Source organism: Pseudomonas sp. HP_12 (assembly GCF_055283955.1).
Genome location: NZ_JBTOQG010000005.1, coordinates 115330 through 140532, shown reverse-complemented (window position 1 = coordinate 140532; position 25203 = coordinate 115330). Strand labels below are relative to the sequence as shown.

General features: G+C 62.3%; 23 protein-coding genes. 16 read left to right on the top strand and 7 right to left on the bottom strand.

What is annotated here, in order from left to right:
• Positions 1-25 precede the first annotated feature (25 nt).
• Entirely contained in the window at positions 26-766 is a 741-nt protein-coding gene (locus tag ACYASU_RS05980) for a response regulator (protein WP_192175111.1), read from the top strand.
• Positions 763-2103, top strand: coding sequence for an ATP-binding protein (locus ACYASU_RS05975; protein WP_463582243.1), 1341 nt, complete (start codon positions 763-765; stop codon positions 2101-2103). Before ACYASU_RS05980 ends, ACYASU_RS05975 begins: the two co-directional genes overlap by 4 nt.
• A 194-nt stretch (positions 2104-2297) precedes the next feature.
• On the opposite strand, the gene ACYASU_RS05970 is transcribed toward ACYASU_RS05975, so the two are convergent.
• The 3 genes from ACYASU_RS05970 to ACYASU_RS05960 are packed head-to-tail and all read right to left on the bottom strand — an operon-like array spanning position 2298 to position 5446.
• Positions 2298-2615, bottom strand: a complete 318-nt coding sequence (locus ACYASU_RS05970) for an AtuA-related protein (RefSeq protein WP_463582242.1) — start codon at positions 2613-2615, stop codon at positions 2298-2300.
• Positions 2612-3976, bottom strand: a complete 1365-nt coding sequence (locus tag ACYASU_RS05965) for an acyclic terpene utilization AtuA family protein (protein ID WP_463582241.1) — start codon at positions 3974-3976, stop codon at positions 2612-2614. The genes ACYASU_RS05970 and ACYASU_RS05965 overlap by 4 nt, the downstream gene beginning before the upstream one ends.
• Positions 3977-5446: a CitMHS family transporter gene (locus ACYASU_RS05960; RefSeq protein WP_463582240.1), complete on the bottom strand. Its 1470-nt coding sequence runs from the start codon at positions 5444-5446 to the stop codon at positions 3977-3979.
• On the opposite strand from ACYASU_RS05960, the gene ACYASU_RS05955 reads away from it, so the two are divergent.
• From ACYASU_RS05955 to ACYASU_RS05930, 6 genes are all read left to right on the top strand, one after another.
• A complete protein-coding gene (locus ACYASU_RS05955; protein ID WP_463582239.1) occupies positions 5445-6323 on the top strand; it encodes a LysR family transcriptional regulator in 879 nt (292 codons plus the stop codon). The two genes, ACYASU_RS05960 and ACYASU_RS05955, sit on opposite strands and share 2 nt — an antisense overlap.
• Before the next feature lie 213 nt (positions 6324-6536).
• Positions 6537-7418, top strand: a complete 882-nt coding sequence (gene efeU / locus ACYASU_RS05950; protein WP_463582238.1) for an iron uptake transporter permease EfeU — start codon at positions 6537-6539, stop codon at positions 7416-7418.
• A gap of 8 nt (positions 7419-7426) precedes the next feature.
• A complete protein-coding gene (gene efeO / locus ACYASU_RS05945) occupies positions 7427-8638 on the top strand; it encodes an iron uptake system protein EfeO (RefSeq protein ID WP_463582237.1) in 1212 nt (403 codons plus the stop codon).
• Positions 8639-8703: 65 nt separating this feature from the next.
• A complete protein-coding gene (gene efeB, locus ACYASU_RS05940; protein ID WP_463582236.1) occupies positions 8704-10020 on the top strand; it encodes an iron uptake transporter deferrochelatase/peroxidase subunit in 1317 nt (438 codons plus the stop codon).
• A gap of 27 nt (positions 10021-10047) precedes the next feature.
• Positions 10048-10872 carry an iron uptake system protein EfeO gene (efeO, locus tag ACYASU_RS05935; protein WP_192175100.1) on the top strand — a complete coding sequence of 275 codons (825 nt, stop codon included), beginning with the start codon at positions 10048-10050 and terminating at the stop codon, positions 10870-10872.
• A 512-nt stretch (positions 10873-11384) separates the two neighbouring features.
• Positions 11385-11732 carry a hypothetical protein gene (locus ACYASU_RS05930; protein WP_463582235.1) on the top strand — a complete coding sequence of 116 codons (348 nt, stop codon included), beginning with the start codon at positions 11385-11387 and terminating at the stop codon, positions 11730-11732.
• A gap of 739 nt (positions 11733-12471) precedes the next feature.
• On the opposite strand, the gene ACYASU_RS05925 is transcribed toward ACYASU_RS05930, so the two are convergent.
• From ACYASU_RS05925 to ACYASU_RS05915, 3 genes are read right to left on the bottom strand one after another with little or no spacing between them, the layout of a single operon-like run.
• Positions 12472-13242, bottom strand: a complete 771-nt coding sequence (locus ACYASU_RS05925) for a molybdopterin-dependent oxidoreductase (RefSeq protein ID WP_074889123.1) — start codon at positions 13240-13242, stop codon at positions 12472-12474.
• Positions 13235-13858, bottom strand: coding sequence for a cytochrome b/b6 domain-containing protein (locus ACYASU_RS05920; RefSeq protein WP_122622694.1), 624 nt, complete (start codon positions 13856-13858; stop codon positions 13235-13237). Before ACYASU_RS05920 ends, ACYASU_RS05925 begins: the two co-directional genes overlap by 8 nt.
• Positions 13859-13915: 57 nt before the next feature.
• A complete protein-coding gene (locus tag ACYASU_RS05915; protein WP_133775968.1) occupies positions 13916-14539 on the bottom strand; it encodes a hypothetical protein in 624 nt (207 codons plus the stop codon).
• A gap of 311 nt (positions 14540-14850) precedes the next feature.
• On the opposite strand from ACYASU_RS05915, the gene ACYASU_RS05910 reads away from it, so the two are divergent.
• The gene (locus ACYASU_RS05910; protein WP_065988665.1) at positions 14851-15546 is read left to right on the top strand and encodes a heavy metal response regulator transcription factor; all 696 of its coding nucleotides are present in this window, start codon (positions 14851-14853) and stop codon (positions 15544-15546) included.
• The gene (locus tag ACYASU_RS05905; RefSeq protein WP_463582234.1) at positions 15519-16910 is read left to right on the top strand and encodes a heavy metal sensor histidine kinase; all 1392 of its coding nucleotides are present in this window, start codon (positions 15519-15521) and stop codon (positions 16908-16910) included. The genes ACYASU_RS05910 and ACYASU_RS05905 overlap by 28 nt, the downstream gene beginning before the upstream one ends.
• A 524-nt stretch (positions 16911-17434) precedes the next feature.
• Here the strand turns inward: ACYASU_RS05905 and ACYASU_RS05900 are convergent.
• A complete protein-coding gene (locus ACYASU_RS05900) occupies positions 17435-18103 on the bottom strand; it encodes a polysaccharide lyase family 7 protein (protein ID WP_192174238.1) in 669 nt (222 codons plus the stop codon).
• Positions 18104-18670: 567 nt separating this feature from the next.
• Here ACYASU_RS05900 and ACYASU_RS05895 point away from each other — a divergent pair.
• From ACYASU_RS05895 to ACYASU_RS05870, 6 genes are all read left to right on the top strand, one after another.
• Positions 18671-19123, top strand: coding sequence for a MarR family winged helix-turn-helix transcriptional regulator (locus ACYASU_RS05895; RefSeq protein ID WP_463582233.1), 453 nt, complete (start codon positions 18671-18673; stop codon positions 19121-19123).
• Positions 19124-19128: 5 nt separating this feature from the next.
• Complete coding sequence (locus ACYASU_RS05890) at positions 19129-21219, top strand: FUSC family protein (RefSeq protein ID WP_463582275.1); 2091 nt, start codon at positions 19129-19131, stop codon at positions 21217-21219.
• Entirely contained in the window at positions 21216-21425 is a 210-nt protein-coding gene (locus ACYASU_RS05885; RefSeq protein ID WP_065988670.1) for a DUF1656 domain-containing protein, read from the top strand. The genes ACYASU_RS05890 and ACYASU_RS05885 overlap by 4 nt, the downstream gene beginning before the upstream one ends.
• Positions 21422-22342: an HlyD family secretion protein gene (locus tag ACYASU_RS05880; RefSeq protein WP_346628815.1), complete on the top strand. Its 921-nt coding sequence runs from the start codon at positions 21422-21424 to the stop codon at positions 22340-22342. Before ACYASU_RS05885 ends, ACYASU_RS05880 begins: the two co-directional genes overlap by 4 nt.
• Positions 22339-23769, top strand: coding sequence for an efflux transporter outer membrane subunit (locus ACYASU_RS05875; RefSeq protein WP_463582232.1), 1431 nt, complete (start codon positions 22339-22341; stop codon positions 23767-23769). The genes ACYASU_RS05880 and ACYASU_RS05875 overlap by 4 nt, the downstream gene beginning before the upstream one ends.
• A gap of 506 nt (positions 23770-24275) precedes the next feature.
• Positions 24276-25109 carry an aldo/keto reductase gene (locus ACYASU_RS05870; protein WP_192174234.1) on the top strand — a complete coding sequence of 278 codons (834 nt, stop codon included), beginning with the start codon at positions 24276-24278 and terminating at the stop codon, positions 25107-25109.
• Positions 25110-25203: the final 94 nt, after the last annotated feature.

Here is a 25203-nt window from a genome sequence, read left to right as displayed (position 1 = left end):
ACACATGAATACGGGAGCTGGGGCAATGGAGCACGTCGATCACATTCTGATTGTCGATGACGATCGCGAAATTCGAGAGCTGGTGGGCAACTACCTGAAGAAGAACGGCCTGCGCACCACCGTGGTCGCGGATGGCAGGCAGATGCGTTCGTTTCTGGAATCGACGCCCGTCGACCTGATCGTGCTCGACATCATGATGCCGGGCGACGATGGCCTGCTGCTGTGCCGCGAGCTGCGCACCGGCAAGCACAAGACCACCCCCGTGCTGATGCTCACCGCCCGCAGCGACGAAACCGACCGCATCATTGGCCTGGAAATGGGCGCCGACGATTATCTGGTCAAACCCTTCGCCGCCCGCGAACTGCTGGCGCGGATCAATGCCGTGCTGCGCCGCACCCGCATGCTGCCGCCGAACCTGATCGTCACCGAAGCCGGTCGCATGCTGGCGTTCGGCAAATGGAAACTGGACACCACCGCCCGCCACTTGCTCGACGCCCAAGGCACGGTCGTTACCCTCAGCGGCGCGGAATACCGCCTGCTGCGCACCTTCCTCGATCACCCGCAGCGGGTCTTGAGCCGCGATCAGCTGCTGAACCTGACCCAGGGCCGTGACGCCGATCTGTTCGATCGCTCCATCGACCTGCTGGTCAGCCGTCTGCGTCAGCGCCTGGCCGACGACGCCCGCGACCCGGCCTACATCAAGACCGTGCGCAACGAGGGCTACGTGTTCACCTACGCCGTGGAAATTCTCGGGGAAAGCCCATGAAGCTGAGCGTCGGATGGCCGCGCACCCTGGCGTCACGGCTCTCGCTGATTTTTCTGATCAGCCTGGTGCTGGCCCACGGGTTGTCGTTCGGCCTGCAATTCTATGAGCGCTATGAAAGCGCGATGACCACGATGCTCGGCAATATGGAGCGCGACCTCAGCACCACCGTCGCCATCCTCGAACGCCTGCCAGCCGAAGAGCGTCAGGCCTGGCTGCCACGCCTCGAACACCCTACCTACGGCTACATCCTCGGTGCCGGCCAGACCGGGACGCCGGTGGACATGGACAAGGCCCCGATGTCAGTGCATTCGATGCAGGAAAGCCTCGGTCACGATTACGAACTGACGTTCAATAACATCGCCGACAGCCGCCCGCACTATCAGGCCCATCTGACGCTGAAGGACGGCAACCCGCTGACGATCGACGTACGCCCGCAGATCACGCCGCTGTCGCCCTGGCTGCCTTTGTTGTTGATTGGCCAACTCGTGCTGCTGTTTGTCTGCACCTGGCTGGCGGTGCGTACGGCCATTCGCCCGCTGACGCGCCTGTCCCACGCGGTCGACAACCTCGACCCGAACGGAGAAGGCATTCGCCTGGATGAAAGCGGCCCGACCGAAGTGGCCTTCGCCGCCGTGGCGTTCAACACCATGCAGCAACGGATCTCGACCTACGTGAAGGAGCGTATGCAACTGCTGGCAGCGATCTCCCACGACCTGCAAACCCCCATCACCCGCATGAAACTGCGGGCCGAGTTCATGGACGATGGCGTCGAGAAAGACAAACTCTGGAGCGACCTGAGCGAGATGCAGCACCTGGTCCAGGAAGGCGTCGCGTATGCGCGAAGCATGGACACCTCGACCGAGACAGCGCGGCGCGTGGACATGGATTCATTCCTCGACAGCCTGGTGTTCGACTACCAGGACGTCGGCCGCGACGTGCAGTTGAACGGCAAGACCGGCGCCGTCATCGACACCCGCACCCACGCCCTGCGCCGGGTGCTGGTCAACCTGACTGACAACGCGTTGAAGTTCGGTGGAGCGGCAGAGATCCAGGTCATTGCCCACCCCGACCAGAGCCTCTCGCTCCAGGTGCTGGACCGCGGGCCGGGAATTGCCGAAGGGGAATTGTCCGAGGTCATCAAACCCTTCTACCGCGTCGAAAGCTCGCGCAACCGCGATACGGGGGGGACAGGGTTGGGCCTGGCGATTGCGCAGCAATTGACGATCGCACTGGGCGGCACCTTGACCCTGACCAATCGCGAAGGCGGCGGGTTGTGCGCGCAATTGAAGCTGCCCGCGCGGTTGGCGACGGGGGTGGTGAAGATCACGGATATCTAAGGGGTGGTGACGAGGATCATCCCTAGTGGGACCGGCTTTAGCCGGGAAGACGCCGATGTGAGCACCGAACATTCTGCAGTGTGACGCCTGACGCCTTCCCGGCTAAAGCCGGTCCCACTAAAGGCTCGCGCGCACCCTGTGGGACCGGCTTCAGCCGGGAAGACGTCGGCCGCTGCGCCGCGAATCCGGCGAACTCACACCTCGATATCCAGCAACGCCGCCCCCAGCGCTTTGCCGTGGGCATCCAGCGCCAATGATCGCGTGACGCCCCCCTTCAGAATCCCCGGCAGCACAAAATTCAGCGCGTGCACGTTCGGCAGTTCATACCGAAGCACCCGCGAGGCATCGCTCCCCAGCAACTCGGCAAAATGCTCCGCCACCCGCTCGACCGTCAGCACCTCCAACAATCGCGGGTAGTCTTCCGCCTTGAAAGCGATGACCGAAATATTCGAAGTGTCGCCCTTGTCGCCGGTCCGGGAATGGGCCAGTTCGCGCAATTTCACGATGCTCACGATGCGTCCTCCAGATGAACCTGCGCCTTGACGGCATCCCGCTGCATCAGCAGCGACGCCACGGCCACCACTTGCCGCACGCCCTTGGTCGCGCCGCCGCCGCCATAAGGCCCGTTGGTGTAGAGGGTTTCCACTTCATTGCCGATGCGCACGGCTTCGGCCTTGTCTGCACAGCGCGCCGCGACCCGCAGGCGCACCTCCCACGGCTCGGCCGCCGTCCGCGAACCCAGCGCCGCACCGTGCAATGCGTCGACGCCAATCAACTCGGCGCGCACGTCATCGAAGACCACGCCGGTCAGCTGCAAACGCTCCAGCACCACGTCCCGCGCCAGTTGTGCCCGGGCCAGGGCGCCGGGCCCGCCGTAGGAAATCTGCCCTTCGCCCATCCAGCCGTCGAGATAGCCCACCGACACTTTCAGCGTCTCGGGTCGCGCGCGGCCATCCGCTCCCTCAGCCCGCACCTCGTCAGAGGCAACAACGCTAAACGACACGCCGGAAAAATCCGCCGTCACGTCCGGGGTCAGGTACGCCGCCGGGTCGTGCACTTCATAAATCATTTGCTCGGTGCAGGTGGCGGTATCGATCCGCCCGCCGGAGCCTGCGACCTTGCTGATCACTGCCCTGCCCTCGGCGTCTACCTCAGCCAGCGGAAACCCGAGGCGGGCCAGATTCGGCACCTCTTTCACGCCCGGATCAGCAAAGTAACCGCCAGTGATCTGCCCGGCGCATTCCAGCAGATGGCCGATCAGCGTGCCGCGTCCCAGCCGCGTCCAGTCGTCCTCGGCCCAGCCGAATTCGAACAGCTGCGGCGCAAGAAACAACGAGGGATCGGCGACGCGGCCAGTGATCACCACATCAGCATCGGCCTCCAGCGCCTCGACAATCCCCTCGGCACCCAGGTAGGCATTCGCCGAGATCAACCGATCACCCAACGAAACAATTGTCGCGCCGTTATCCAGCATCTGTTCAGGACTCGCCTTTAGAACAGCGAGCACGTCATCCCCCGTCACCGCCGCGACCTTCAGCCCGTGCAGCCCCAACTCGACCGCGATGCGGCGCACTTCCCGCGCCGCCGCCAGCGGATTGGCCGCGCCCATGTTGCTGATCAGCCGGAGCCGCCGCTGCCCGGCTTCACGTCCGCGCCCCACGAAAGGCAGCACGCGACGCATGCGCTCGTTCAAAAGCGGGTCGAAACCGGCTTCGGGATCGCTGAGCCGCGCTTGTTGTGCGAGGGCAATGGTGCGCTCGGCCAGGCACTCGAAAACCAGGTAATCCAGTTCGCCCTTCTCAGCCAATTCAACGGCGGGCTCGATACGGTCACCGGAATAACCGGCGCCGGAGCCGATACGTAATGTCTTCATTTAAAACACTCCCAGCAACAGTGCGGTCAGGGTCATCAGCACCGATGCGGCAAACAGAAACGGAATGGTGAAGCGCTGGTGGTCGGCCAGTTCGACCTTGCACAGCCCGACCAGCAGGAAGGTGGCCGGCGTCAGCGGGCTGACCGGGAAACCGGTGGTGTGCACGCCCAGCAGCGAGGCCTGGGCCACTTGCAGCGGATCAACGCCCAGGGAGCGGCCGACTTCGGCAATCACCGGCATCACGCCGAAATAGAAGGAATCGGGGTCGAACAGCAAACTGAGCGGCATGGACAGGAAGCCCACCACCATCGGAATCAACTTGCCGTGGCCGGCCGGGATTTGCGCCACCGCCACTTCGGCCATGGCCTTGAGCATGCCGGTGCCTTGCATGATCCCGGTGAACACCCCGGCCGCCAGAAGAATGCTGGCCATGGTCAAGGCGGTCTTGGCGTGGGCATCGATGCGCGCGCGCTGGGCGTCGACGTTGGGGTAGTTGATGCACAACGCCAGCACCGTGCCGACCATGAACATCACCACCGGATCGACCCAGCCGGAAATCATCACCGCCATGACCACAATGGTCAGCACCAAGTTGAGCCAGAACAGACGCGGCCGGCGCAGCACCGCTTCCTGCTCGGTGAGCACACGCTGCGGCACCACGTCGATGTGCTCGGCCGTGGTTTGAAAACGGCCCAACCCCAGGCGCTTTTCCTCACGTCGCCCGAGCATCCAGGCGCAGAAGAAAACAAAGGCCAGGCCGACGATCTGCACCGGAATCAGCGGCTGGAACAGCTCGGACACCGGCACATGCAGCGCCGCCGACGAGCGCAGCACCGGCCCGGTCCACGGCAGGAAATTCACCCCCGCCGCCATGGCCGCGACGCAGGCCAGAATCCGCCGATCAATACCCAGCCGCGTGTACAGCGGCAGCATTGCCGGAATCGTCACCAGAAAGGTCACCGCGCCGGAACCGTCGAGGTGCACCAGCAACGCCAGGAGCGCAGTGCCGACGACAATCCGCGTAGGACGCGTGCCCACCGTGCGCAGGATGCGGTCGATGATCGGGTCGAGCATGCCGGCGTCGGTCATCACGCCGAAGAACAGAATGGCGAACACGAACATGCCGACCACCGGGGCGACGTTCTTGATGCCGGTGATGATGAAGCCGCTGGTTTGCAGGCCGAATCCGCCGATCAATGCGGCGATGATCGGCAAGGCAATCAGGGCGACCAGGGGCGAGAGGCGCTTGCTCATGACGGCGGCGAGCAGGCAGAGGATGGTAATGACACCAAGGGTGGCGAGCATGGTTTGATCCTTCGTCATCCCTGACCGGCGGGCGGCGGGACGAGCTGTTGTTGTTTTCAGCGAGTATCGAAACGGGGGTAAGCTTTGTAAATTGAAATGTTCGGCGCCCTGCGTTCGGAAAAACCGAATGACGCCACGACAAGAAGCATTGGAAATCAGCGCCATGAAAAACTCGATTCAGCACATCCGCGCGTTCCTGACCGTCGCCCACACCGGCAGCTTTGCCAAGGCGGCGCTGGAGCTGAACCTGTCGCCGTCCGCCCTGACCGTGCAGATCCAGCAGCTGGAAGAATGGCTCGGCGTTGCCCTGCTGGAGCGCAGCCCGCGCCAGGTCAGCCTGACCGCTGCGGGTCAGAACAATCGCGGGCCCATGGAGAAACTGCTGCTGGACCTGGACAACATCATCAGCGGCTCGCGGGATCTGGCCGCGCTGCGTCGGGGCGTGGTGACCATCGCCGCCCTGCCGTCGATGGGTTCCGGCACGCTGCCGCCCATTCTGAAAACCTTTCGCGAGCAGTTCCCTGGCGTCGAAGTGCGCTTGCGTGACGTGGTCGCGCAGCGGATTGATGCGCTGGTGCGCGAGGGCGAAGTGGATTTCGGGCTGGGGGTGCGGGCGCGCATGGGCCACGGGCTGGCGTTCGAGGTGGTGATGGTCGACCGCCTGAGTCTGTTTGTTCCCGCTGACCATCCGCTGGCACGGGAGCGTTCGGTCACCCTGCAGGCGCTGGCGGGACAGCCGATCATCCTCACCGGTCGCGACAGCAGCGTGCGTGAGCGGGTGGAGCAATTGTTTGCTGAAGAAGGACTTGTGCTGACGCCCGGGCTGGAAGCGAACTACATGTCGACGGTCATGGCGCTGGTGCGGCACGGCCTGGGGATGACCTTGCTGCCGGAATCCGCCGACGAAGGCCGCGGCGATTTGACGCAGGTGCGGGTCGAGCATCCTGGGGTGTGTCGGGAGATCGGGCTGATTACCCGTGCTGGCTCGGACCTGAGCCCGGCAGCGCTGCGCTTCGTCGAGACCCTGAAAGCCGCGCTGTGAACGCTAAAACGCTCTGACCGCTTGCGCGCTTAAAGCTTCCAGCTCCCTCACTGCCTGAACCCCGGCTGAACACCTGCACAACAAGCAGGGTTTTGCAAAAAAACCAGTGCACGCATTCAATAATGAGTATCATTATGTTACACAGTGGCTGAATGCGAATGGCTACCCGACGCATTCACGTCGCACACCCTATCAGATATGCACCGGTGATAAATGCTCGTTCCTTTTTTGATCATGCTGCGCGAAGGGATTGAAGCCGCGCTTATCGTTGGCATCATTGCCAGTTACCTGAGACAGACCGGCCGCGGCGAGTGGATGCCTGCGGTGTGGATCGGCGTGTTCCTGGCGGTCGCCCTGGCGCTGTTCGTCGGCGGTGGTCTGGAGATGGTCAGCGCTGAATTCCCGCAAAAGCAGCAGGAATTGTTCGAAGGCATCGTCGGCCTCGTCGCCGTGGTCATCCTCAGCTCGATGGTCGTGTGGATGCGCAAAGTCGCGCGCTCGGTCAAGCATGACCTGCACCAGTCCCTGGACGCCGCTCTGGCCGGGTCGAGAAACCAGACCTACGCGCTGATCGGCATGGTGTTCTTCGCCGTCGCCCGTGAAAGCCTCGAAACCGTGTTCTTCCTGCTCGCCGTGTTCCAGCAGAGCGAAGGCGTGTCAGGCCCGCTGGGTGCGCTGTTCGGCCTGATCATCGCGGTGTGCATCGGCGTCGCGATCTATAAAGGCAGCATGCGCCTGAACCTGAGCAAGTTCTTCCGCTACACCGGCCTGTTCATCCTCGTCGTCGCGGCGGGCATTCTGGCCAACTCCGTGCGTTCGCTGCATGAAGCCGGGGTCTGGAACCACTTCCAGGACGTGGTCTTCGACATCAGCGCGATCCTTCCGATGGACGGCCCGACCGGTTCGGTGCTGGCCGGCATGTTCGGCTATCAGGATGCGCCGACCGTCAGCGTGCTGGTGGCGTACCTGGCCTACCTGATCTTTGCGCTGTTCCTGTTCTTCAAGCCCCAGGCGCGGGTGGTGAGTCTGCCCACCCGCCCGGCCCATGAACACGGTCACACTTCTTCGGTTACGCATTCAGTTACGAACAAATAAGGGCTCCCATGAACTCCACTGCCAACGGCCTTCCTCCCAAGAAAGCCAAGCCCCCTCGCGCCTTGCAGTTCGCCGTTGCAGGCTCGGTGATTTTGATGATCGCCGCCGGCGCCATGTTTTATTTCGCCTCCCAGGCCGCGCAGCAAAAGCGCATCGCCAACAGCGGCAATGAAACCGTCGTGACCATCAACGCCAAAAGCTGCGAGCCGAATTCGATCACCGTGCCGGCCGGGAAGAACGCTTTCCGCATCGTCAACGCTTCGGATCGCGCCGTGGAATGGGAAATCCTCGACGGCGTGCTCGTGGTGGAAGAACGCGAAAACATCGTTCCGGGCCTGAGCCAGATCATCAACGCCAACCTGCAGCCGGGCGACTACGCCATCACCTGCGGCCTGCTGAGCAACCCGCGCGGCACCCTGCACGTGACGCCGACCGCTGAATCCGATGCCGCTGCCAAAGCGCGTCCGTCGATGGTCGCCTTCATCGGCCCGCTGTCCGAATACCGCGTCTACCTGAGCACCCAGAGCAGCGCGCTGATCCGCGCGGTCAACGATCTGCAACAAGCCATCGACAGCGGCGATCTGGCCCAAGCGCAGAAAGCCTACGCGCCGGCCCGTGCTGCCTATCAGCGCATCGCCCCTGCGGCCCAGCGGCTGTCCGAGCTGGACAACGCGATCAACGCCCGCGCCGATTACTACGAAAAACGCGAGCAGGACCCGGGCTTCGGCGGCTTCCACCGCCTGGAATTGGGCCTGTTCTCGCAGAAATCCGTCGACGGCCTGACGCCGGTCGTGCAGAAGCTGCAAACCGACATCGCCAGCCTGAAACAGCAATTGCTGGCCCAGAGCATTGCCCCGGAACAACTGGCGAGCATGGTCGTGCGCAACATGCGCAGCATCGCCGAAGTCCGCAGCAACGGCGAAGAAGAACGCTACAGCCACCTCGACGTGAACGGCTTTGCCGCCAACCTCGAAGGCACGCGCAAGGTCATCGACCTGCTGCGTCCGCTGCTGGCCAAGTCCTCCGGCGACGTGCTGAAAAAGATCGACACCGCGAGCACCGCCCTGGATGACCAGTTGCTGATGCTCAAGACCGCCGACGGCTTCAAGCCGTACGACCAGGTCAGCACCGAACAACGAAAACAAGTAGCAGACAAGGCCAAGGCACTGGCCGACGCACTCGATGGAATCGATCCGGCCCTCGGCCTCTCAGGCCTGTGAGCGTGCCCAGGCGGGTGCCCAATGCACCCGCCCGGCCCTGAAACCAGAGCGAAGACAGCATTCACATGAAAGACTCCGATTCAAAAAACGCGCCGATCTCCACTGACCGTCGCCGCGTCCTGCTGGGCCTTGGCGCTGCAGGCGCAGCGGTGGCCGGTGCCAGCCTGACCGGCAACGCGTTCGCCGCCACCGCGCCGGCGCAGGTCACCGAAGCACCGAAAAGCGAAAAAACCCAGGACCACAACGCGTTCCACGGCCCGCATCAGAGCGGCATCGTCACCCCGCGCCCAACCGCCGGGATGATGGTCTCCTTCGACGTGCTGGCCCAGGACCGCGAAGACCTTGAGCGCATGTTCCGCACGCTGAACGAGCGCATTGCGTTTCTGATGACCGGCGGCCCCGTGCCCCAGGTCGACCCGAAACTGCCGCCACTGGATTCCGGCATCCTCGGCCCGGTGGTCACGCCGGACAACCTGACCATTACCGTGTCGGTGGGTGACTCGCTGTTCGACGACCGCTTTGGTCTGGAACCCGTCAAGCCCAAGCGTCTGCAGCGCATGGTCGGTTTCCCCAACGACGCCCTGGAAGCCGATTGCTGCCACGGCGATTTGAGCATTCAGTTCTGCTCGAACGCCCCGGACAGCAACATTCACGCCCTGCGCGATATCGTGAAAAACCTGCCGGACCTACTGCTGGTGCGCTGGAAACAGGAAGGCACCGTGCCCGCGCAAGCCCCGCTGAAACCGGGCCAGCCGCCGGAAAGCGCGCGCAACTTCCTGGGCTTCCGCGACGGCTCGGCCAACCCCGATTCGAACAACCAGAAGACTATGAACGAGCTGGTCTGGGTGCAACCGGGCAGCGACGAACCGGCCTGGGCCGCCAACGGCAGCTATCAGGCGGTGCGCATCATCCGCAACTTCGTCGAGCGCTGGGACCGTACCCCGCTGCAGGAGCAGGAATCGATCATCGGCCGGGTCAAAACCACCGGCGCGCCGATGCATGGCAAGACCGAAACCGACGTCCCGGATTTCACGAATGATCCTGAAGGCAAGGTCACCAAGCTGGACGCGCACATCCGCCTGGCCAACCCGCGCACGGCCGAAACCCAGCGCAACCTGATCCTGCGTCGCCCGTTCAACTACTCGAACGGCGTGAACAAGAACGGTCAGCTGGACATGGGTCTGCTGTTCATCTGCTATCAGGCGGACCTGGAGAAAGGCTTCATTACTGTGCAGACGCGCCTCAACGGCGAGCCGCTTGAGGAGTACCTCAAGCCGGTGGGCGGCGGGTATTTCTTCACCCTGCCGGGCGTGGTCGACAGCAACGATTTCATTGGCCGGTCCTTGCTGGCCGCCTCTGCCCACACAACAAAAACTGCCTGACAACCCTTACCTCACAGGAAGAGCTCTATGAAAAAGTCGCCCCTCGCTTTGTTGCTGACCTTTGGCCTGTTGCAGACATCGATGTCCGCGTTCGCCGCCACCGCGCCGCTGGATCTGGTCACGCCGGTTTCGGATTACAAGATCTATGTGACCGAGAACGTCGACACCCTGGCCGCCGACACGCAGAAGTTCACCGACGCGATCAAGAAGGGCGACCTGGCGACGGCGAAAAAGCTGTTCCCGACCACGCGTCTGTCGTACGAGTCGATCGAGCCGATCGCCGAACTGTTCAGCGACTTGGACGCGTCGATCGACTCCCGCGAAGACGATCACGAAAACGGCGTGAAAGCCGACGACTTCACTGGCTTCCACCGTCTGGAATATGCGTTGTTCTCGCAGAACACCACCAAGGATCAGGGCGTGTTCGCGGACAAGCTGTTGGCTGACGTGAAAGAGTTGCAGTCGCGTATCGCTGGCATCACCTTCCCGCCAGAGAAAGTCGTGGGCGGTGCTGCTGCGCTGATGGAAGAAGTGGCGGCGACGAAGCTGTCGGGCGAGGAAGATCGTTACAGCCATACCGATCTGTATGACTTCCAGGGCAACGTTGACGGTTCGAAGAAGATCGTTGATCTGTTCAAGCCGCAGCTGGAGCAGTCGGACAAGGCGTTCGTGGCGAAGGTCGAGAAGAACTTTGCGACCGTGGACAAGATCCTGGCGAAGTACAAGACCAAGGACGGTGGCTACGAGACGTACGATAAGGTGAAGGAGCAGGATCGCAAGGCGTTGGCAGGTCCGGTCAATACGTTGGCTGAAGACCTGTCGCAGATGCGCGGGAAATTGGGCCTGAACTGATTCGTCAGGTACTCAAGAGCCCGCTTGCCGAGAGATCGGCAGGCGGGCTTTTTCATGGGCACGCCGGTTGTTGGATGGCGCTCTATCCATTATTTGTGTGTACGTGAATTAGGGTTCCGCCCTTACGGCGGGTCACTTTTTCCAACAGCCGAAAAAGTAACCAAAATGGCCGTGCTCCTGGTTTGGCCCCTCCTCCGTCGGGGTTCCTTCACTCCGGTCCCGCTCCGTGGGCCCGCGCCGAACGGGCATCCATGCCCTGACGGCGCTCTCGCCGCATCCATGCGGCTCGGCCCACTCCGCGAAACCTGCGTTCAGCCTGCACCCAAGTCGCGATTGGCGGTGTTTGAGCCTTTTGTGTCCGAAGATCAAAAGCAGATCAAGGGCTTCCCGGCTGAAGCCGGTCCTACGGTGACCGCGGTGTTTGTAGGACTAGCTTTAGCCGGGAAGAGGCCGGATTGTTCGCTATCAGTTTTGCGGCGTGACGATCAGACTATTACAACGGTGATTGTGAAATGAATTCTATAAAAAACACTACAAAGGCCTATGTTGTGGAAGCTGCGCTTTCGGAAATAGTAGTGAGAGTCATAGATGAGAGTGTGATTGAACGACTCGTAGCGTTAGGTTTCGTCGCTGCGCCAGAAAAAGAAGAGAAAATGATGTCTTTGGTAACACTAAATCAAAGCTCTAGAGTAATGGTTTTTGAAAGGTTGCGAGATGAGGGAGTTTGCTTTTCCGCTGGCCCAGGCTGGTGTCCTGCCGAGGTATTTGAATTCCTGAGAGAGAATAAGATGCTGAGCGGCCCGTACCGCAAGATAGTATGGCGCGGGCCTGGTGAGCCGCAAATAATCGAAAACTGCTAGTGAATACTTCAAGGCACCTGATAACCATCACTTTTTACGGCATGACGATCGACGCCTTCCCTGCTGAAGCAGGTCCTACAGGACACCGCGTGCATTCAGTGGGACCGGCTTCAGCCGGGAATGGACGCGGAGCGTCCTGGGATGCATACCCACGCGGAGCGAGGGCACGATCAGCAAAGCAGGTCCCACGGGGTGTACGCGGTGCATTCAGTAGGACCGGCTTCAGCCGGGAAGAGGCCAGCCCAGGCGCCAGCATTTTTGCTGATCGCACACCCATCCTGTGGGAGCGAGCTTGCTCGCGAATGCTGCATTTCAAACACCAATTATTCGGCGGATGTACCAATGCCTTCGCGAGCAAGCTCGCTCCCACAAGTCCCCAGCATTCTTAGCCCGCAATCCGCCCTTGATCCGCTCTTGATCTGCTTCTGATCTGCTCTTGATCTTCCTACGCAAAAAGATCAAACACCGCCAATCGCGACTTGGGTGCAGGCCGAACGCAGACGACGCGGAGTGGGCCGAGCGGCATGGATGCCGCGAGAGCGCCGCTAGGACATGGATGTCCGGTCGGCGCGGGCCCACGGAGCGTCGTCGAAGTGAGGGTATTCCGACGAAGGAGGGGCCCAACCAGGAGCAAGCACCCTTGGTTACTTGGGGTGCTTTTCCAAGTAACTCGCCGAAGGCGAAACAGTCTGCCCCCAGGCAGACGCCCTTGATCTTGCTTCAAAGATCTCAAGCCAGACTAGATCCCGCTAAACCAGTTATACCCCTGATCCTCCCAATACCCCCCGGGATTCTCATTACTCACCACAATCTCGACGATATGCTTCGGATTCTTGAACCCCAGCTTCGTCGGCACCCTCACCCGCAACGGATAACCATACTCCGGCGGCAGCGCCACCTCGGCAAAGTCCAGCGCCAGCAACGTCTGCGGATGCAACGCCGTCGGCATGTCCAGACTCGAGTAATACCGATCCGCGCACTTGAACCCGACAAACTTCGCCGTCGTATCCGCCCCCACATGCTCCAGGAACGTACGCAGCGGCACACCGCCCCACTGCCCGATCGCGCTCCACCCCTCAACACAGATCAGGCGCGTGATATCGCTGCGCTGGGGCAACTTGCGCAACCCCTCCAGCGTCCACGGCGCCTTGTCGCGCACCAACCCCGACACACCCAGCTTCCAGTCCGCCGTGTCCAGCTCCGGAATATCATCCTCGCTGTAAAACGCATTGAACGGAAACGGATTACGGACCTGATCCTTGCTGAACGTCGGCGCCAGTTTCTGCCCGCTGAACAGCCAGGCCTGAACCCGGTCGTTCCAGCGCGACATGCTCCACAGCACCTTATCCACCTGATCGCCGTCCTGCAGGTTGCAACCGGTGAGCATCGCCATCGCGCCCACGGTCAGCCCGCCCTTGAGGAAATGCCGACGCTGCAGGCTCTCCAGCTGGATCTGTTGCGCCGGCTCCAGCTTGATGCGCGCAATGGCGCGTTTTTTAGGCTCAATCATGCTCGACCTTCCCGCTCTCAATCCCACGCGTACCGCCGGTGATCATCGGCATCAGGGTTTTCGGCACCATCAGCACCAGGGCCAGATGCACCACCACGAACGCGCCAATGAACGCCATCGCCGCAAAATGCACGTAACGGGCGAAGTCGTATCCGCCGAACACAGCGGTCAATTCCTGCAACTGAATGGGCTTCCAGATCGCCAGCCCCGTGAGCACGATCAACACGCCGGCAGCCAGCACCAGCCAATACATCAGGCGCTGCACGGCGTTGTAGACGCCCTTCTCGTGCTTGAGACGAAAGCGCAGCGCGTCAAGCATGTCGCGCTTGACCGCTGTGGGGGTGACCGGCAGGAAGTCGCGCTTGAAATGCCGCGTGAACAGGCCATACAGCACGTAGATCAGGCCGTTGATCACCAACAGCCACATCACTGCGAAGTGCCACGCCAGCGCGCCGCCCAGCCATCCGCCCAGGGTGAAATCCCGGGGGAAGGAGAAGCGGAACAGCGGCGACGCGTTATAGATGCCCCACCCGCTCATGAACATGCAGACCATGCCGAAGGCATTGATCCAGTGGGTCAGGCGGATGGGCCATGGATGAATTCTGGTTTTTTTCATGGGGCGAGACTCATCACGGATTCGGTGAGCGCGGCGCCGTGAGACGCCGCAACCCGCTTACATCGGCGGCTGGAAGCCGTCTTTGCCGACCGCGACACCGCGTGCGGTCTTGCCGTCTTCGCCCGGGAACACGACGATTTTCGCGCCCTTGACCAGCTCATCGACCTTGCCCGGCTGAACGTAGGCGATTGGTACGTCTTCCGGCACGACCAACTGCTTCTCGCCGCCTTTGTAGCCGACGCTCAAGGTACGACCGTTGGCCTTGCCGCTCAGTTTGCCAACGGTGCCATTGGTCATGGTGCCGGTGCTGCCGTCAGCGTTTTCCCAACCGTAGTGGCCTTCACCGCTGCCTTTCAGGCTGGGTTCGAACACGGTCACTTCCAGGGCTTTCAGCGTGCCGTCGGCTTGTGGGGTCGCGGCGGAACCGATGAAGCTGTCCGCTTTGATCGACGCGATATCAGTCTTGGAGACCAGACGGATGCCGGTCTTGTCGGTCAGGCCGATGCTCTGATGGGCGCCGGAACGGGTGGTGAAATTCAGGGTGTTGCTGTCGACGCTGTCGACCGTCCCGCGCAGTGGCTTGACCACAGGCATGTCACCCGCCGCCATGCCGGCGGCAGAGGCCATGACGGCGGCGCTGAGCATGAGCATGCCGAACGTAGTGGTCAGGGCTGTCTTCATTTTCATCGGTGGATTCCTTCAGGCAGTTGGGAAAGTTGAAGCTGAACGTCATGTGTTGCATGACCACCATCCTGTACCCGTAACCGGCACCCGACAATGACCGCCCGATTACATTTTTGTCATTCGGGCGGCAGGTTCGTCACGATGCCGATCAATGACAAAAATGTAACCGACCGCGCGCCATCCGTTGGTTACACTCCACATCCGGCGCGGCCTGCAGCCCTTCGCGCCTGTTCTGACCCAATCTGATGAATCATCCGACACCCCACGCCGGCGACGCTGCCAATGACGTGAAGCGAGCCTGACCGACGATGCACATTCTGCTTATCGAAGACGACACTAAGACCGGCGAGTACCTGAAGAAAGGTCTTACCGAGTCCGGTTACAAAGTCGACTGGACCCAGCACGGCACCGACGGCCTGCACATGGCCCTTGAGCACAGCTACGATTTGCTGGTGCTCGACGTCATGCTGCCCGGCATCGACGGCTGGCAGATCATCGAAATCCTGCGGGCGAAGCAGGATGTGCCGGTGCTGTTTCTCACCGCCCGGGATCAGTTGCAGGACCGCATTCGGGGCCTGGAACTGGGCGCCGACGATTACCTGGTCAAGCCGTTTTCCTTCACTGAATTGCTCTTGCGCATCCGCACCATCCTGCGTCGCGGCGTGGTGCGCGAGGCCGATCATTTTCATCTGGCCGATCTGGAACTCGACCTGCTGCGCCGTCGGGTCACGCGCCAGCAACAGGTCATTACCCTGACCAACAAGGAATTCGCGCTGCTGCATCTGTTTCTGCGCCGCGAGGGTGACGTGCTGTCGAGGGCGCAGATCGCTTCGGAAGTGTGGGACATGAATTTCGACAGCGACACCAACGTCGTCGACGTGGCGATCAAGCGCCTGCGCAGCAAGGTCGACACGCCCTACCCGATCAAACTCATCCACACCGTGCGCGGCATCGGTTACGTCTGCGAGGTGCGGCCATGCGAGCCCGACGCCAGCCATCCCTGACCCTGCGCGCGACCCTGGCGTTTTCGGTGGTGGCCATGCTCGCCGTCGCCAGCGCCGGCATGTACCTCTACGAGACCATGAAGGGCGCGGTCATGACCCGCAGCGACCATGCGGTGCTGGCGCGGCTGGACCACTTTCGCAAACTGCTGCAATACGACCTGACCCTGACCACGCTGCAAAGCAGCCCGCAGCTGTTCGAGAACATGCTCGACAGCGAGGACGACATTTTCATCATCGCCGAGCCGGGCAAGCCCGCAGTGATCATGGTCAATCCACTGCACGCGCCGCTGCCGCCGATGCCGGTGGTGCCAGCCGACATGCCGCTGAGCGTGGCCGACATGCGCAGCGGCATGCTGGATTCAGGGGTGCCGATGCGGGCGGCGACGGTTGAAGCCGTGTCCGGCGGCAAGACTGTGCATCTGACGGCGGCGCACATCGCGGTCAAGGAAATGGCCACCCTGGCGGGCTTCCGTAACCGCATCCTGTTCGCCGTGGCGCTGGCCTTCGTGCTCACGGCGCTGCTCGGTTATGTGTTGCTACGCAGAGGGCTGCGGCCGCTGCGCAGGATGGCCAGCCACGCGGCGGCCATCACTCCGGCGCAACTGGACAGCCGCATGGACAACCGCGACACGCCGGTCGAGCTGCAGCAACTGGGCGAGGCGTACAACGCGATGCTCGACCGGCTTGCCGATGGCTATCAGCGGCTGACTCAGTTTTCCGCCGACCTGGCCCATGAAATTCGCACGCCTGTGGGTTCGCTGATGGGGCATTGCCAAGTGGCGCTGCGGCAACCGCGCACCCAGGATGAATACCAGGCGTTACTGGCCTCGAATCTGGAGGAGCTGGAACGCATCTCGCGGATGGTCGAAAGCATCCTGTTCCTCGCGCGCGCCGATGAAGCGCAAGCCGCGCTCAATCGCCAGACGCTGGACCTGGCGGACGAGATGCAACGGGTTACGGGCTATTTCGAAGGGCTGGCGGAAGAACGGGACATCGCCCTGCACACCGAAGGCGACGCTCGGATTGAGGCTGATCCTCTGTTGCTGCGCAGGGCGCTGAGCAATCTGGTGGCGAACGCGATTCGCTACGCCGATGAACGCAGCATCATCGATGTTCGTGTGGTTGAAAGTGCCAGGCACTGCCGCATCGAAGTAGAGAACCAGGGCCCGACGCTGGACGACGCGACCCTGGGCAAACTGTTCGACCGCTTCTACCGCGGCGATGCCTCACGCCACCAGAGCTCCGACTCCAACGGACTGGGCCTGGCGATCGTCGCCGCGATCATGCAGCTGCATGGCGGCGAAGTGACGGTCAACCAACCGACGCCGGGACGGATCTGTTTCGGGCTGGTGTTTCCACGATAGCGCGCAGCGCAATTGCCACCCAACAGGGCGAGTTCGTATCTTTAGCGGTCGGAATTAAGCCTTCGCGAGCAAGCTCGCTCCCACAAGATCATGATTCTGCCTGAGATATCCGGCATGTCGCAGAACCTGTGGGAGTGAGCTTGCTCACGAAGAGGCCGGGACATTCAGCCACATTTTCTGAAGCTAACACTCAGTCTTCGCGAGCAAGCTCGACTCCCACGGGATGGTGGTTCACCTCGGAATTTCAGGTTGCTGCAGAACCTGTGGGAGTGAGCTTGCTCACGAAGAGGCCGGTACATCCGCTAGATCTTCAGCGGTTGGAATTAAATCTCCGCGAGCAAGCTCGTTCCCACCGGATCGGTGATCGACTCGGAATCTTGGTCACGCTGCAGAACCTGTGGGAGTGAGCTTGCTCGCGAAGGGGCCGGTACATCCACTACATATCCAGTGGTTGAAATACCGTATTCGTGAGCAAGCTCCCACAAGGGCGGTGTTTAAGGCGAGACAGCAGTCTGCCCCAAGCCTCACGCTTTCTTGTCGTGGGTCGCCTGCAGTTTGTAGAACGTCGCTGCGCCGCCTTCGGTGGCGTAGCCGGTGTTGTCCTGGGTGTACACGCCGGCCTTGAAGTACAACGGCTTGCCGCTCCACGACGGATCGAGCTTGGTGCCCCATTGCATCTCGTGGGCGTTGACCGTGAGGTTGCCGGCGGCGGTCAGGTGGATGGTGTAGGTGAAGCGCTCCTTGAGCAGCACGCCGGTCGCGACCTGAATCACCTCGGGCTCGGAGGTCGGCGTCAGGCGAAACTTGACGACGATGTTGCCGCTCTTGAGTTTTTCCTTGTACTGGTACTCAAGCTTGATCAGCGGCTCGGTGCTGCCATAGCAGTGGATCTGGCCGATGACGATCTTGCCCGTCGATGGCACCTGGTCCACGGTCAGCGCCGCGCGCAGGAAATTGTCCGCCTGGGAGTAAACCCAGTTGTGCACCGCACCGTTGGCGTAGGTCTCACGCAATTCGGTACGGGGATAGATCGCGTTGTCAGTCCTTGACCCGGTCACCGGTGCCCAGAAGAACAAAGTGTCCCCTGAACGGAAGTAACCATCCTTGTAGCCGGCCACCAGTTTTGGCGTGTCGATGGTGGCGGCGGGGATACCGACCGGTACAGAAAGATTCCAGATGGCGAGATCAATCATGGTGCACTCATGGTGCGCGATGCGCACAGCAAAGGAGGTGTCTGGAACAGGCCTGTCACTGCCGTTCCCGTCATCTTTGCTATCGGCTGAACCGTTTGATCTTTAGTCGTCCCCGGAGTCAAGAAACCGCCGAGCCACCTGAAGAGGCGTATAAGGCCAGCACAATGCCAGTACTGGGTAAAAGTGGCCCATTGCCTTCCAGATTTGCCCAGCCAGCGTAAACCGGGCGATGAAGGCTAATTATTTGGCGCCATTTTTTTGGAGGACACTTAGACGGCCCTCAAAAAAATAGTTCAGCTGGCGAGCACCCACCCGACAGACGGTACGATAAATTCCTTCACTCGTACCCTCTTCCATCGTGCTCCGCGGTCCTAAGCGCTTGGCGCGTCCCTCCCGTTCAACTGAAAATCCGGACACGCCGGCCTGCGACAATCCGCCGGGCGCGTCTGCCAACATTCCATTTGACGAGACCAGGGTGTAACAAGATATTATTAGTTAGCAGCCTAATAATGCAGCGCCTAATCATTTAGCTCCTAACCAAACCCACACCGCCCCAATGGCCTTTTCATGAACCCTGACACCCTGCAAATGCGCATCACCGGCGGCGTCGTCGCGGCCTCCCGGCAGTGGCGCCGCGTCTGCCAGACCACGTTGATGAACGTCGGCGTGAGCGAAGCCTGCGCGGGCCCGTTGCTGATGATCGCGCGCCTGGGTGAGGGCGTGCGCCAAGTGACGGTGGCCCAGGCCTGCGGGCTGGAAAGCCCGTCACTGGTGCGCCTGCTTGATCAACTGTGCAAAGCCGGGCTGGTGCAGCGCACCGAAGACCCCACTGACCGCCGCGCCAAGGCCTTGAGCCTGACCGACGAGGGCCGCGCTTTGGCCAATTCCATCGAGGAAGAGCTGATCCGCCTGCGCCGCGACATCTTCAGTCACGTCGACCCGGCGGATCTTGAGGCGACGTTGCGCGTGTTCAACGCCATTGCCCAGGCCACACCGATGGCGCCGGATTCGTCATCTTGAGCGGCCTGTTCAAAGGCTTTTTCGACGGAGTACCGCCGGGCCGCGACTGGTTCTACGGCGTCCGCACGTTCGCGGCTTCGATGCTGGCGCTGTACATCGCGCTGATGATGGAACTGCCACGCCCTTACTGGGCGATGGCAACGGTGTACATCGTCTCCAGCCCGTTCGTGGCGCCGACCAGTTCCAAGGCGCTGTACCGCGCCGCCGGCACCCTGCTTGGCGCCGCCGCTTCGGTGGTGCTGGTGCCGATGTTCGTGCAGACGCCGTTTTTGCTGGCGGTGGTCATCGCGCTGTGGACCGGCACCCTGCTGTTTTTGTCCCTGCATTTGCGCACCGCCAACAGCTACGCGCTGATGCTGGCCGGCTACACCATGCCGCTGATTTCCTTTCCCGTGGTCGACAACCCGCAGGCGGTGTTCGACATCGCCGTCTCGCGCACCGAGGAGATCTTCCTCGGCATCGTCTGCGCCGCCGTGGTCGGCGCGATGTTCTGGCCACGTCGGCTGGCACCGGTGCTGGTGGATGCCATGGGCAAGTGGTTCAAGGACGCCTCGGCTTACAGCGATCTATTTCTCTCCCGCAGCGCCACGCCGGAAGCGGTCGGCGGCCTGCGCACGGCCATGGTCGGCACCTTCAACAGCCTGGAACTGATGATTGGCCAGTTGCCCCATGAAGGCGCCCATCGCCAGACCGTGCGCAACGCCAAAGAGCTGCGCGGCCGGATGATTCACCTGCTGCCGGTGATTGATGCCCTGGACGATGCCCTTTGGGCGCTGGAGCGGCGCTCGCCCGAGCATGTCGCTGACCTTGCGCCGCTGTTGATCGAGTGCCGCGACTGGGTCGAGCAGACCGCCGAAGGCGCGCCGATCAAGTATTGGAAAGCGCTGCACGCCGAGCTCGACCGCCTGCAACCGACACCCGCGCAGATCGACGATCGCCGGCAACTGCTGCTGTCGAACGCGCTGTATCGGCTGCGCGAATGGATCGACTTGTGGCAGGACTGCCGCAGCCTGCAACACGCCATCGAGACTGACGATCACTCGGCATGGCGCGCGGTGTACCGCCATTGGCGGCTGGGGCGACTTTCGCCGTTCCTCGATCGCGGGATGATGCTGTACTCGGTGGCGACCTCGGTCAGCGCCATCATCGTCGCGTCAGTGCTGTGGATCATGCTGGGCTGGCAAGACGGCGCGAGCGCGGTGGCGCTGGCGGCGGTGTCGTGCAGCTTCTTCGCGGCGATGGACGACCCGGCGCCGCAGATCTACCGCTTCTTCTTCTGGACCATGATGTCGGTGATCTTCGCCAGCCTCTATCTATTCGTGGTGCTGCCCAACCTGCACGACTTCCCGATGCTGGTCCTGGCGTTTTCGGTGCCGTTTATCTGCGTTGGCACCCTCACCGTGCAGCCGAAGTTCTACCTCGGCACGCTGCTGACCATCGTCAATACCTCGTCCTTTATCAGCATCCAGAGCGCCTACGACGCCGACTTCGTCAACTTCGTCAATTCCAACCTGGCCGGGCCGGCGGGTCTGGCGTTCGCCTTCGTCTGGACCCTGATCGTCAGGCCGTTCGGCACCGAAGTGGCGGCCAAGCGCATGACCCGCTTCAGTTGGCGCGACATCGTCTCCCTCAGCGAAGAGGCCACCTTGGCCGAGCACCGGCAAATGGGCGTACGCATGCTCGACCGGCTGATGCAGCATCTTCCGCGTCTGGCGATCACTGCGCAGGATTCCACCAGCGCGCTGCGTGAAGCACGGGTCGCCCTGAACATGCTGGATTTGCTGGCCTATATGCCGCGGGTCGACCCTTTGCCACGCCAGTTGCTGCGTCAGGTCACCATCGAAGTCGGTGCGCATTTCCGCGCCTGCCTGAAAGCCCGGGAGCGTTTGCCGGCGCCCAAAGGTCTGTTGATGACCATGGACCGCGCCCGCCGCGCGCTGACCTTCAATGGCGAGGGGGATGACGCGGCGCGGATGAATCTGCTGCACGCCCTCAGTGGCTTGCGTCTGGCGCTGCTGCCGGGGGTGGAGATCGTCGATGTGCTCGCCGAGCAGGAAGAACAACCGCCCTATGGCATCGATGGAGCGCCGTTATGATCGGTGATGTGGACATCAGCGGGATTTTCCTGCCGACCTTTCTGGTGCTGATGGGCATCGCTTACCTGATTTTTCTGGTGGTGCACGCCGTGTTGACGCGCGCCCGCTTCTACCGCCTGGTCTGGCACCGGGCTTTATTCAACGTCGGTCTATACGCTCTGCTGCTCGGCGTCGTGGATACCCTAAGTCGATACCTGATGAAATGAAAAAACCTCTTCTGACGCTGGGCCGCGTGGTCCTGACCCTGCTGGTTGTCACCCTCGCCGCGATCGTCGTCTGGCGCATGGTGATGTATTACATGTACGCGCCCTGGACCCGCGACGGGCACATCCGCGCCGACGTCATCCAGATCGCCCCCGACGTCTCGGGGCTGATCGAGAAGGTCGCGGTGAGCGACAACCAACTGGTCAAGAAAGGCCAGTTGCTGTTCACCATCGACCAAGACCGTTTCCGCCTCGCCTTGCGCCAGGCCCAGGCCACGGTCGCCGAGCGCAGGGAAACCTGGGAACAGGCCCAGCGCGAGAACCGCCGTAACCGCAGCCTCGGCAATCTGGTCGCCCGCGAACAGCTGGAAGAAAGCCAGTCCAAGGAAGCCCGTGCTTTGTCGGCCCTGAATGAAGCGCAAGTGGCGGTCGACTCGGCGCAACTGAACCTGGACCGCTCGGTGATCCGCAGCCCGGTGGACGGCTACCTCAACGACCGCGCGCCCCGCGACCGCGAATTCGTCAGCGCCGGGCACCCGGTGCTGTCGGTGGTGGACAGCAACTCGTTCCACATCGACGGCTACTTTGAAGAAACCAAGCTGGACGGGATTCACATCGGCTCCGGCGTGGACATCCGCGTGATCGGCGACAACGCGCGCCTGCGTGGTCATGTGGTGAGCATTGTCGCGGCGATCGAAGACCGCGACCGCAGCAGCGGCTCGAACCTGCTGCCCAACGTCAATCCGGCCTTCAGCTGGGTGCGTCTGGCCCAGCGGATTCCGGTGCGCATCGCCTTTGATGAAGTACCGGCGGACTTCCGCATGATTGCCGGTCGCACGGCGACGGTGTCGATCATCGATGACGCCCGCGCAGATGCTCAGGGAAATGACCAACCCGTCCAGCCAGGAGCGCCGAAATGAAACACCGCGCACGCCTGCTAACGGTGGGCATGAGCATGGGCTTGCTGCTGTCGGCTTGCACCGTGGTCGGCCCGGATTACACGCTGCCCGATAAAGCCGCCGTGAATCGCCCCGACTTGCAGGGCGAACTGGCCGGTTCGTCGTCCAACGTGGTGTCGGCGCCGGTACCGGCTGACTGGTGGCGGCTGTATCACGACCCGAAACTCGATGAGCTGGTGGGTCAGGCGCTGGTGTCGAGCACTGACCTGCGCGTCGCGGCGGCGAACCTGCAACGGGCGCGCTTTCAGATGAGCGAGGCGGATGCGGCCGGTGGCTGGAGCGGCACGGCCAAAGCCGGGGCGCAGCGCTTGCAGGAAGCCGGTCAGGCCTATCTGCTGCCGGAGAAAGTACCGGTCGCGAACGTCGGCGATGTCGGGCTGACCACCTCGTACCAGTTCGATCTGTTCGGCGTGTTGCAGCGCGGTATCGAAGCCGCCCAGGCCAACGCCGACGCGACCCAGGCGGCGGCCGACACGGCACGCATTACGCTGGTGGCCGACGTGGTTCGCGCCTACACCCAGGTGTGTGCCGCCAACGAAGAACGCAACATCGCCCTGCACTCCCTTGACCTGCAGAAGCAGAGCCTGAGCCTGACCCAACGCCTGCGCGACGCCGGCCGCGGCGATGAAACCCAGGTGACGCGCTCGCAAACCCAGTTCAGGTCCCTGCGTGCTGACTTGCCGCGTTACGAAGCGGCGCAGAAGTCGGCGCTGTATCGCCTGTCGATGCTCCTCGCCCGTCCGCTGAATCAGCTGCCCCAAGGGGTGGCTGAATGCGCCGAGCTGCCGCACATTGCCCAGGTCATGCCAGTGGGCGATGGCGCCGCGCTGCTCAAGCGTCGCCCCGATGTGCGCCAGGCTGAACGCCGACTGGCGATGTCGACGGCGGCCATTGGTGTGGCGACGGGCGAGCTGTATCCCGACATCAGCATCGGCGCGACGGTTGGCACTGTGGGGATTCTCGATGAACTGGGCGATCCGTCGACCAATCGTTGGGGCTTTGGCGGGGTGATCAACTGGACCATCCCGTCCAATGGTGCGCGGGCGCGGATTCACATCGCCGAAGCGTCAAATCAGGCGGCGCTGGCGCATTTTGATGGCGTGGTGCTCAACGCCATCCGCGAGGCGCAGACCGGTTTATCCCAGTACACCGCGCTGCTGCAACGCCGCGATGCGCTGGTTGAAACCGAGGAGTCGGCGCGACAGGCGGCGGACCAGACCCACCAGTTTTTCCTCGCCGGCCGCGAATCCTTCCTCGCCGACCTGCAAGCCACCCGCACCTACACCGACGTCACCGCGCAACTGGCGGCGGCGAACACCCAGGTGGCGATGGGACAGATCGACCTGTTCCTGGCGCTGGGTGGGGGTTGGGAGAACGGGCATAAGTAAGTTCTCGCGGGTTGGCGTGGACTCTTTGTGGGACCAGCTTTAGCCGGGAAGGCGTCGGTCGTCACACCGCAAAATTGATGTCGTCCACACCGGCCTCTTCCCGGCTGAAGCCGGTCCCACTCATTGACCGCGTGCATCCAGTGGTACTGGCTGGAACACCATTGTAGGGCCGGCTTTAGCCGGGAATGCGTCATGTGCCACACCGCAAAATTGATGTCGTCCACACCGGCCTCTTCCCGGCTGAAGCCGGTCCCACTCATTGACCGCGTGCATCCAGTGGCACTGGCTGGAACACCATTGTGGGACCGGCTTTAGCCGGGAATGCGTCATGTGTCACATCGCAAAACTGATGTCGTTCACACCGGCCTCTTCCCGGCTGAAGCCGGTCCTACAGTAGATACCCAGTCCCACTCACGCACCGCGCATTCACTTGCGATTGAACCCCTTCCGGCCAGCACTGCCTGAGTTTTTAATCATTCAGTCCTATCCGCCCGGAGGCACCCCCGATGCGCACGCTTGAACTGGCAGACAAAACCGTCCCCGTTATCGGTCAGGGCACCTGGCACATGGGTGAGGACCGCCATCAGTTCGAGGCGGAGGTCTCGGCGCTGCAACTGGGCATCGACCTGGGCCTGACGCTGATCGACACCGCCGAGATGTACGGCGAAGGCGGCGCCGAGGAAGTGGTCGGCCAGGCCATTGCCGGGCGCCGCGACGAGGTCATGCTGGTGAGCAAGGTCTACCCGCACAATGCCAGCCGCGCGGGCATTCCGGCGGCGTGCGAGCGCAGCCTCAAGCGCATGAAGACCGACTACATCGATCTGTATTTGCTTCACTGGGCCGGTCAGTACCCGCTGGAAGAAACCGTCGAGGCCTTCGAGCGTCTGCGCGAAGCGGGCAAGATCGGCCGCTGGGGCGTATCGAATTTCGACGTGTCCGACCTGCTTGAGCTGGACGAGCTCGGCCTCGGCGGCGGATGTGCCACCAATCAGGTGCTGTACAACCCGGAAGAACGCGGCATCGAATACGACCTGTTGCCGTGGATGCAAACCGCCCGGATGCCGCTGATGGCGTACTGCCCGATCGGTCAGGCCGGCAACTTGCTGATGAACCCTGCCATCCTTGAAGTTGCCGAACGCCACGACGCCACCCCGGCGCAGATCAGCCTGGCGTGGGTGCTGCGTCAGGACGGCGTGATCGCCATTCCCAAGGCCGTCACGCCCCATCACCTGGAATTGAACGCTGCCGCGGTTGAGATCGAGCTGTCCATCGAGGATGAATTGTTGATTGATTCCTCATGGCCGGCGCCCTTGCGCAAGACGCGCCTGTCAATGGTCTGAACAAGACCACTGGCCGACACAAACCGTCACAAAACTGTCAAAACCCCTTGCGATGATGCCGCTTTCGATCTCGTGCCCTGCGGGGCACTTCCCG

Excerpts from the sequence above, each read along its gene's own strand:
- ACYASU_RS05980 (WP_192175111.1), top strand. The coding sequence starts at position 26 with ATGGAGCACGTCGATCACATTCTGATTGTCGATGACGATCGCGAAATT.
- ACYASU_RS05975 (WP_463582243.1), top strand. The coding sequence starts at position 763 with ATGAAGCTGAGCGTCGGATGGCCGCGCACCCTGGCGTCACGGCTCTCG.
- ACYASU_RS05965 (WP_463582241.1), bottom strand. The coding sequence starts at position 3,976 with ATGAAGACATTACGTATCGGCTCCGGCGCCGGTTATTCCGGTGACCGT.
- ACYASU_RS05955 (WP_463582239.1), top strand. The coding sequence starts at position 5,445 with ATGAAAAACTCGATTCAGCACATCCGCGCGTTCCTGACCGTCGCCCAC.
- ACYASU_RS05960 (WP_463582240.1), bottom strand. The coding sequence starts at position 5,446 with ATGGCGCTGATTTCCAATGCTTCTTGTCGTGGCGTCATTCGGTTTTTC.
- efeU (WP_463582238.1), top strand. The coding sequence starts at position 6,537 with ATGCTCGTTCCTTTTTTGATCATGCTGCGCGAAGGGATTGAAGCCGCG.
- efeO (WP_463582237.1), top strand. The coding sequence starts at position 7,427 with ATGAACTCCACTGCCAACGGCCTTCCTCCCAAGAAAGCCAAGCCCCCT.
- efeB (WP_463582236.1), top strand. The coding sequence starts at position 8,704 with ATGAAAGACTCCGATTCAAAAAACGCGCCGATCTCCACTGACCGTCGC.
- efeO (WP_192175100.1), top strand. The coding sequence starts at position 10,048 with ATGAAAAAGTCGCCCCTCGCTTTGTTGCTGACCTTTGGCCTGTTGCAG.
- ACYASU_RS05930 (WP_463582235.1), top strand. The coding sequence starts at position 11,385 with ATGAATTCTATAAAAAACACTACAAAGGCCTATGTTGTGGAAGCTGCG.
- ACYASU_RS05925 (WP_074889123.1), bottom strand. The coding sequence starts at position 13,242 with ATGATTGAGCCTAAAAAACGCGCCATTGCGCGCATCAAGCTGGAGCCG.
- ACYASU_RS05920 (WP_122622694.1), bottom strand. The coding sequence starts at position 13,858 with ATGAAAAAAACCAGAATTCATCCATGGCCCATCCGCCTGACCCACTGG.
- ACYASU_RS05915 (WP_133775968.1), bottom strand. The coding sequence starts at position 14,539 with ATGAAGACAGCCCTGACCACTACGTTCGGCATGCTCATGCTCAGCGCC.
- ACYASU_RS05910 (WP_065988665.1), top strand. The coding sequence starts at position 14,851 with ATGCACATTCTGCTTATCGAAGACGACACTAAGACCGGCGAGTACCTG.
- ACYASU_RS05905 (WP_463582234.1), top strand. The coding sequence starts at position 15,519 with ATGCGAGCCCGACGCCAGCCATCCCTGACCCTGCGCGCGACCCTGGCG.
- ACYASU_RS05900 (WP_192174238.1), bottom strand. The coding sequence starts at position 18,103 with ATGATTGATCTCGCCATCTGGAATCTTTCTGTACCGGTCGGTATCCCC.
- ACYASU_RS05895 (WP_463582233.1), top strand. The coding sequence starts at position 18,671 with ATGAACCCTGACACCCTGCAAATGCGCATCACCGGCGGCGTCGTCGCG.
- ACYASU_RS05885 (WP_065988670.1), top strand. The coding sequence starts at position 21,216 with ATGATCGGTGATGTGGACATCAGCGGGATTTTCCTGCCGACCTTTCTG.
- ACYASU_RS05880 (WP_346628815.1), top strand. The coding sequence starts at position 21,422 with ATGAAAAAACCTCTTCTGACGCTGGGCCGCGTGGTCCTGACCCTGCTG.
- ACYASU_RS05875 (WP_463582232.1), top strand. The coding sequence starts at position 22,339 with ATGAAACACCGCGCACGCCTGCTAACGGTGGGCATGAGCATGGGCTTG.
- ACYASU_RS05870 (WP_192174234.1), top strand. The coding sequence starts at position 24,276 with ATGCGCACGCTTGAACTGGCAGACAAAACCGTCCCCGTTATCGGTCAG.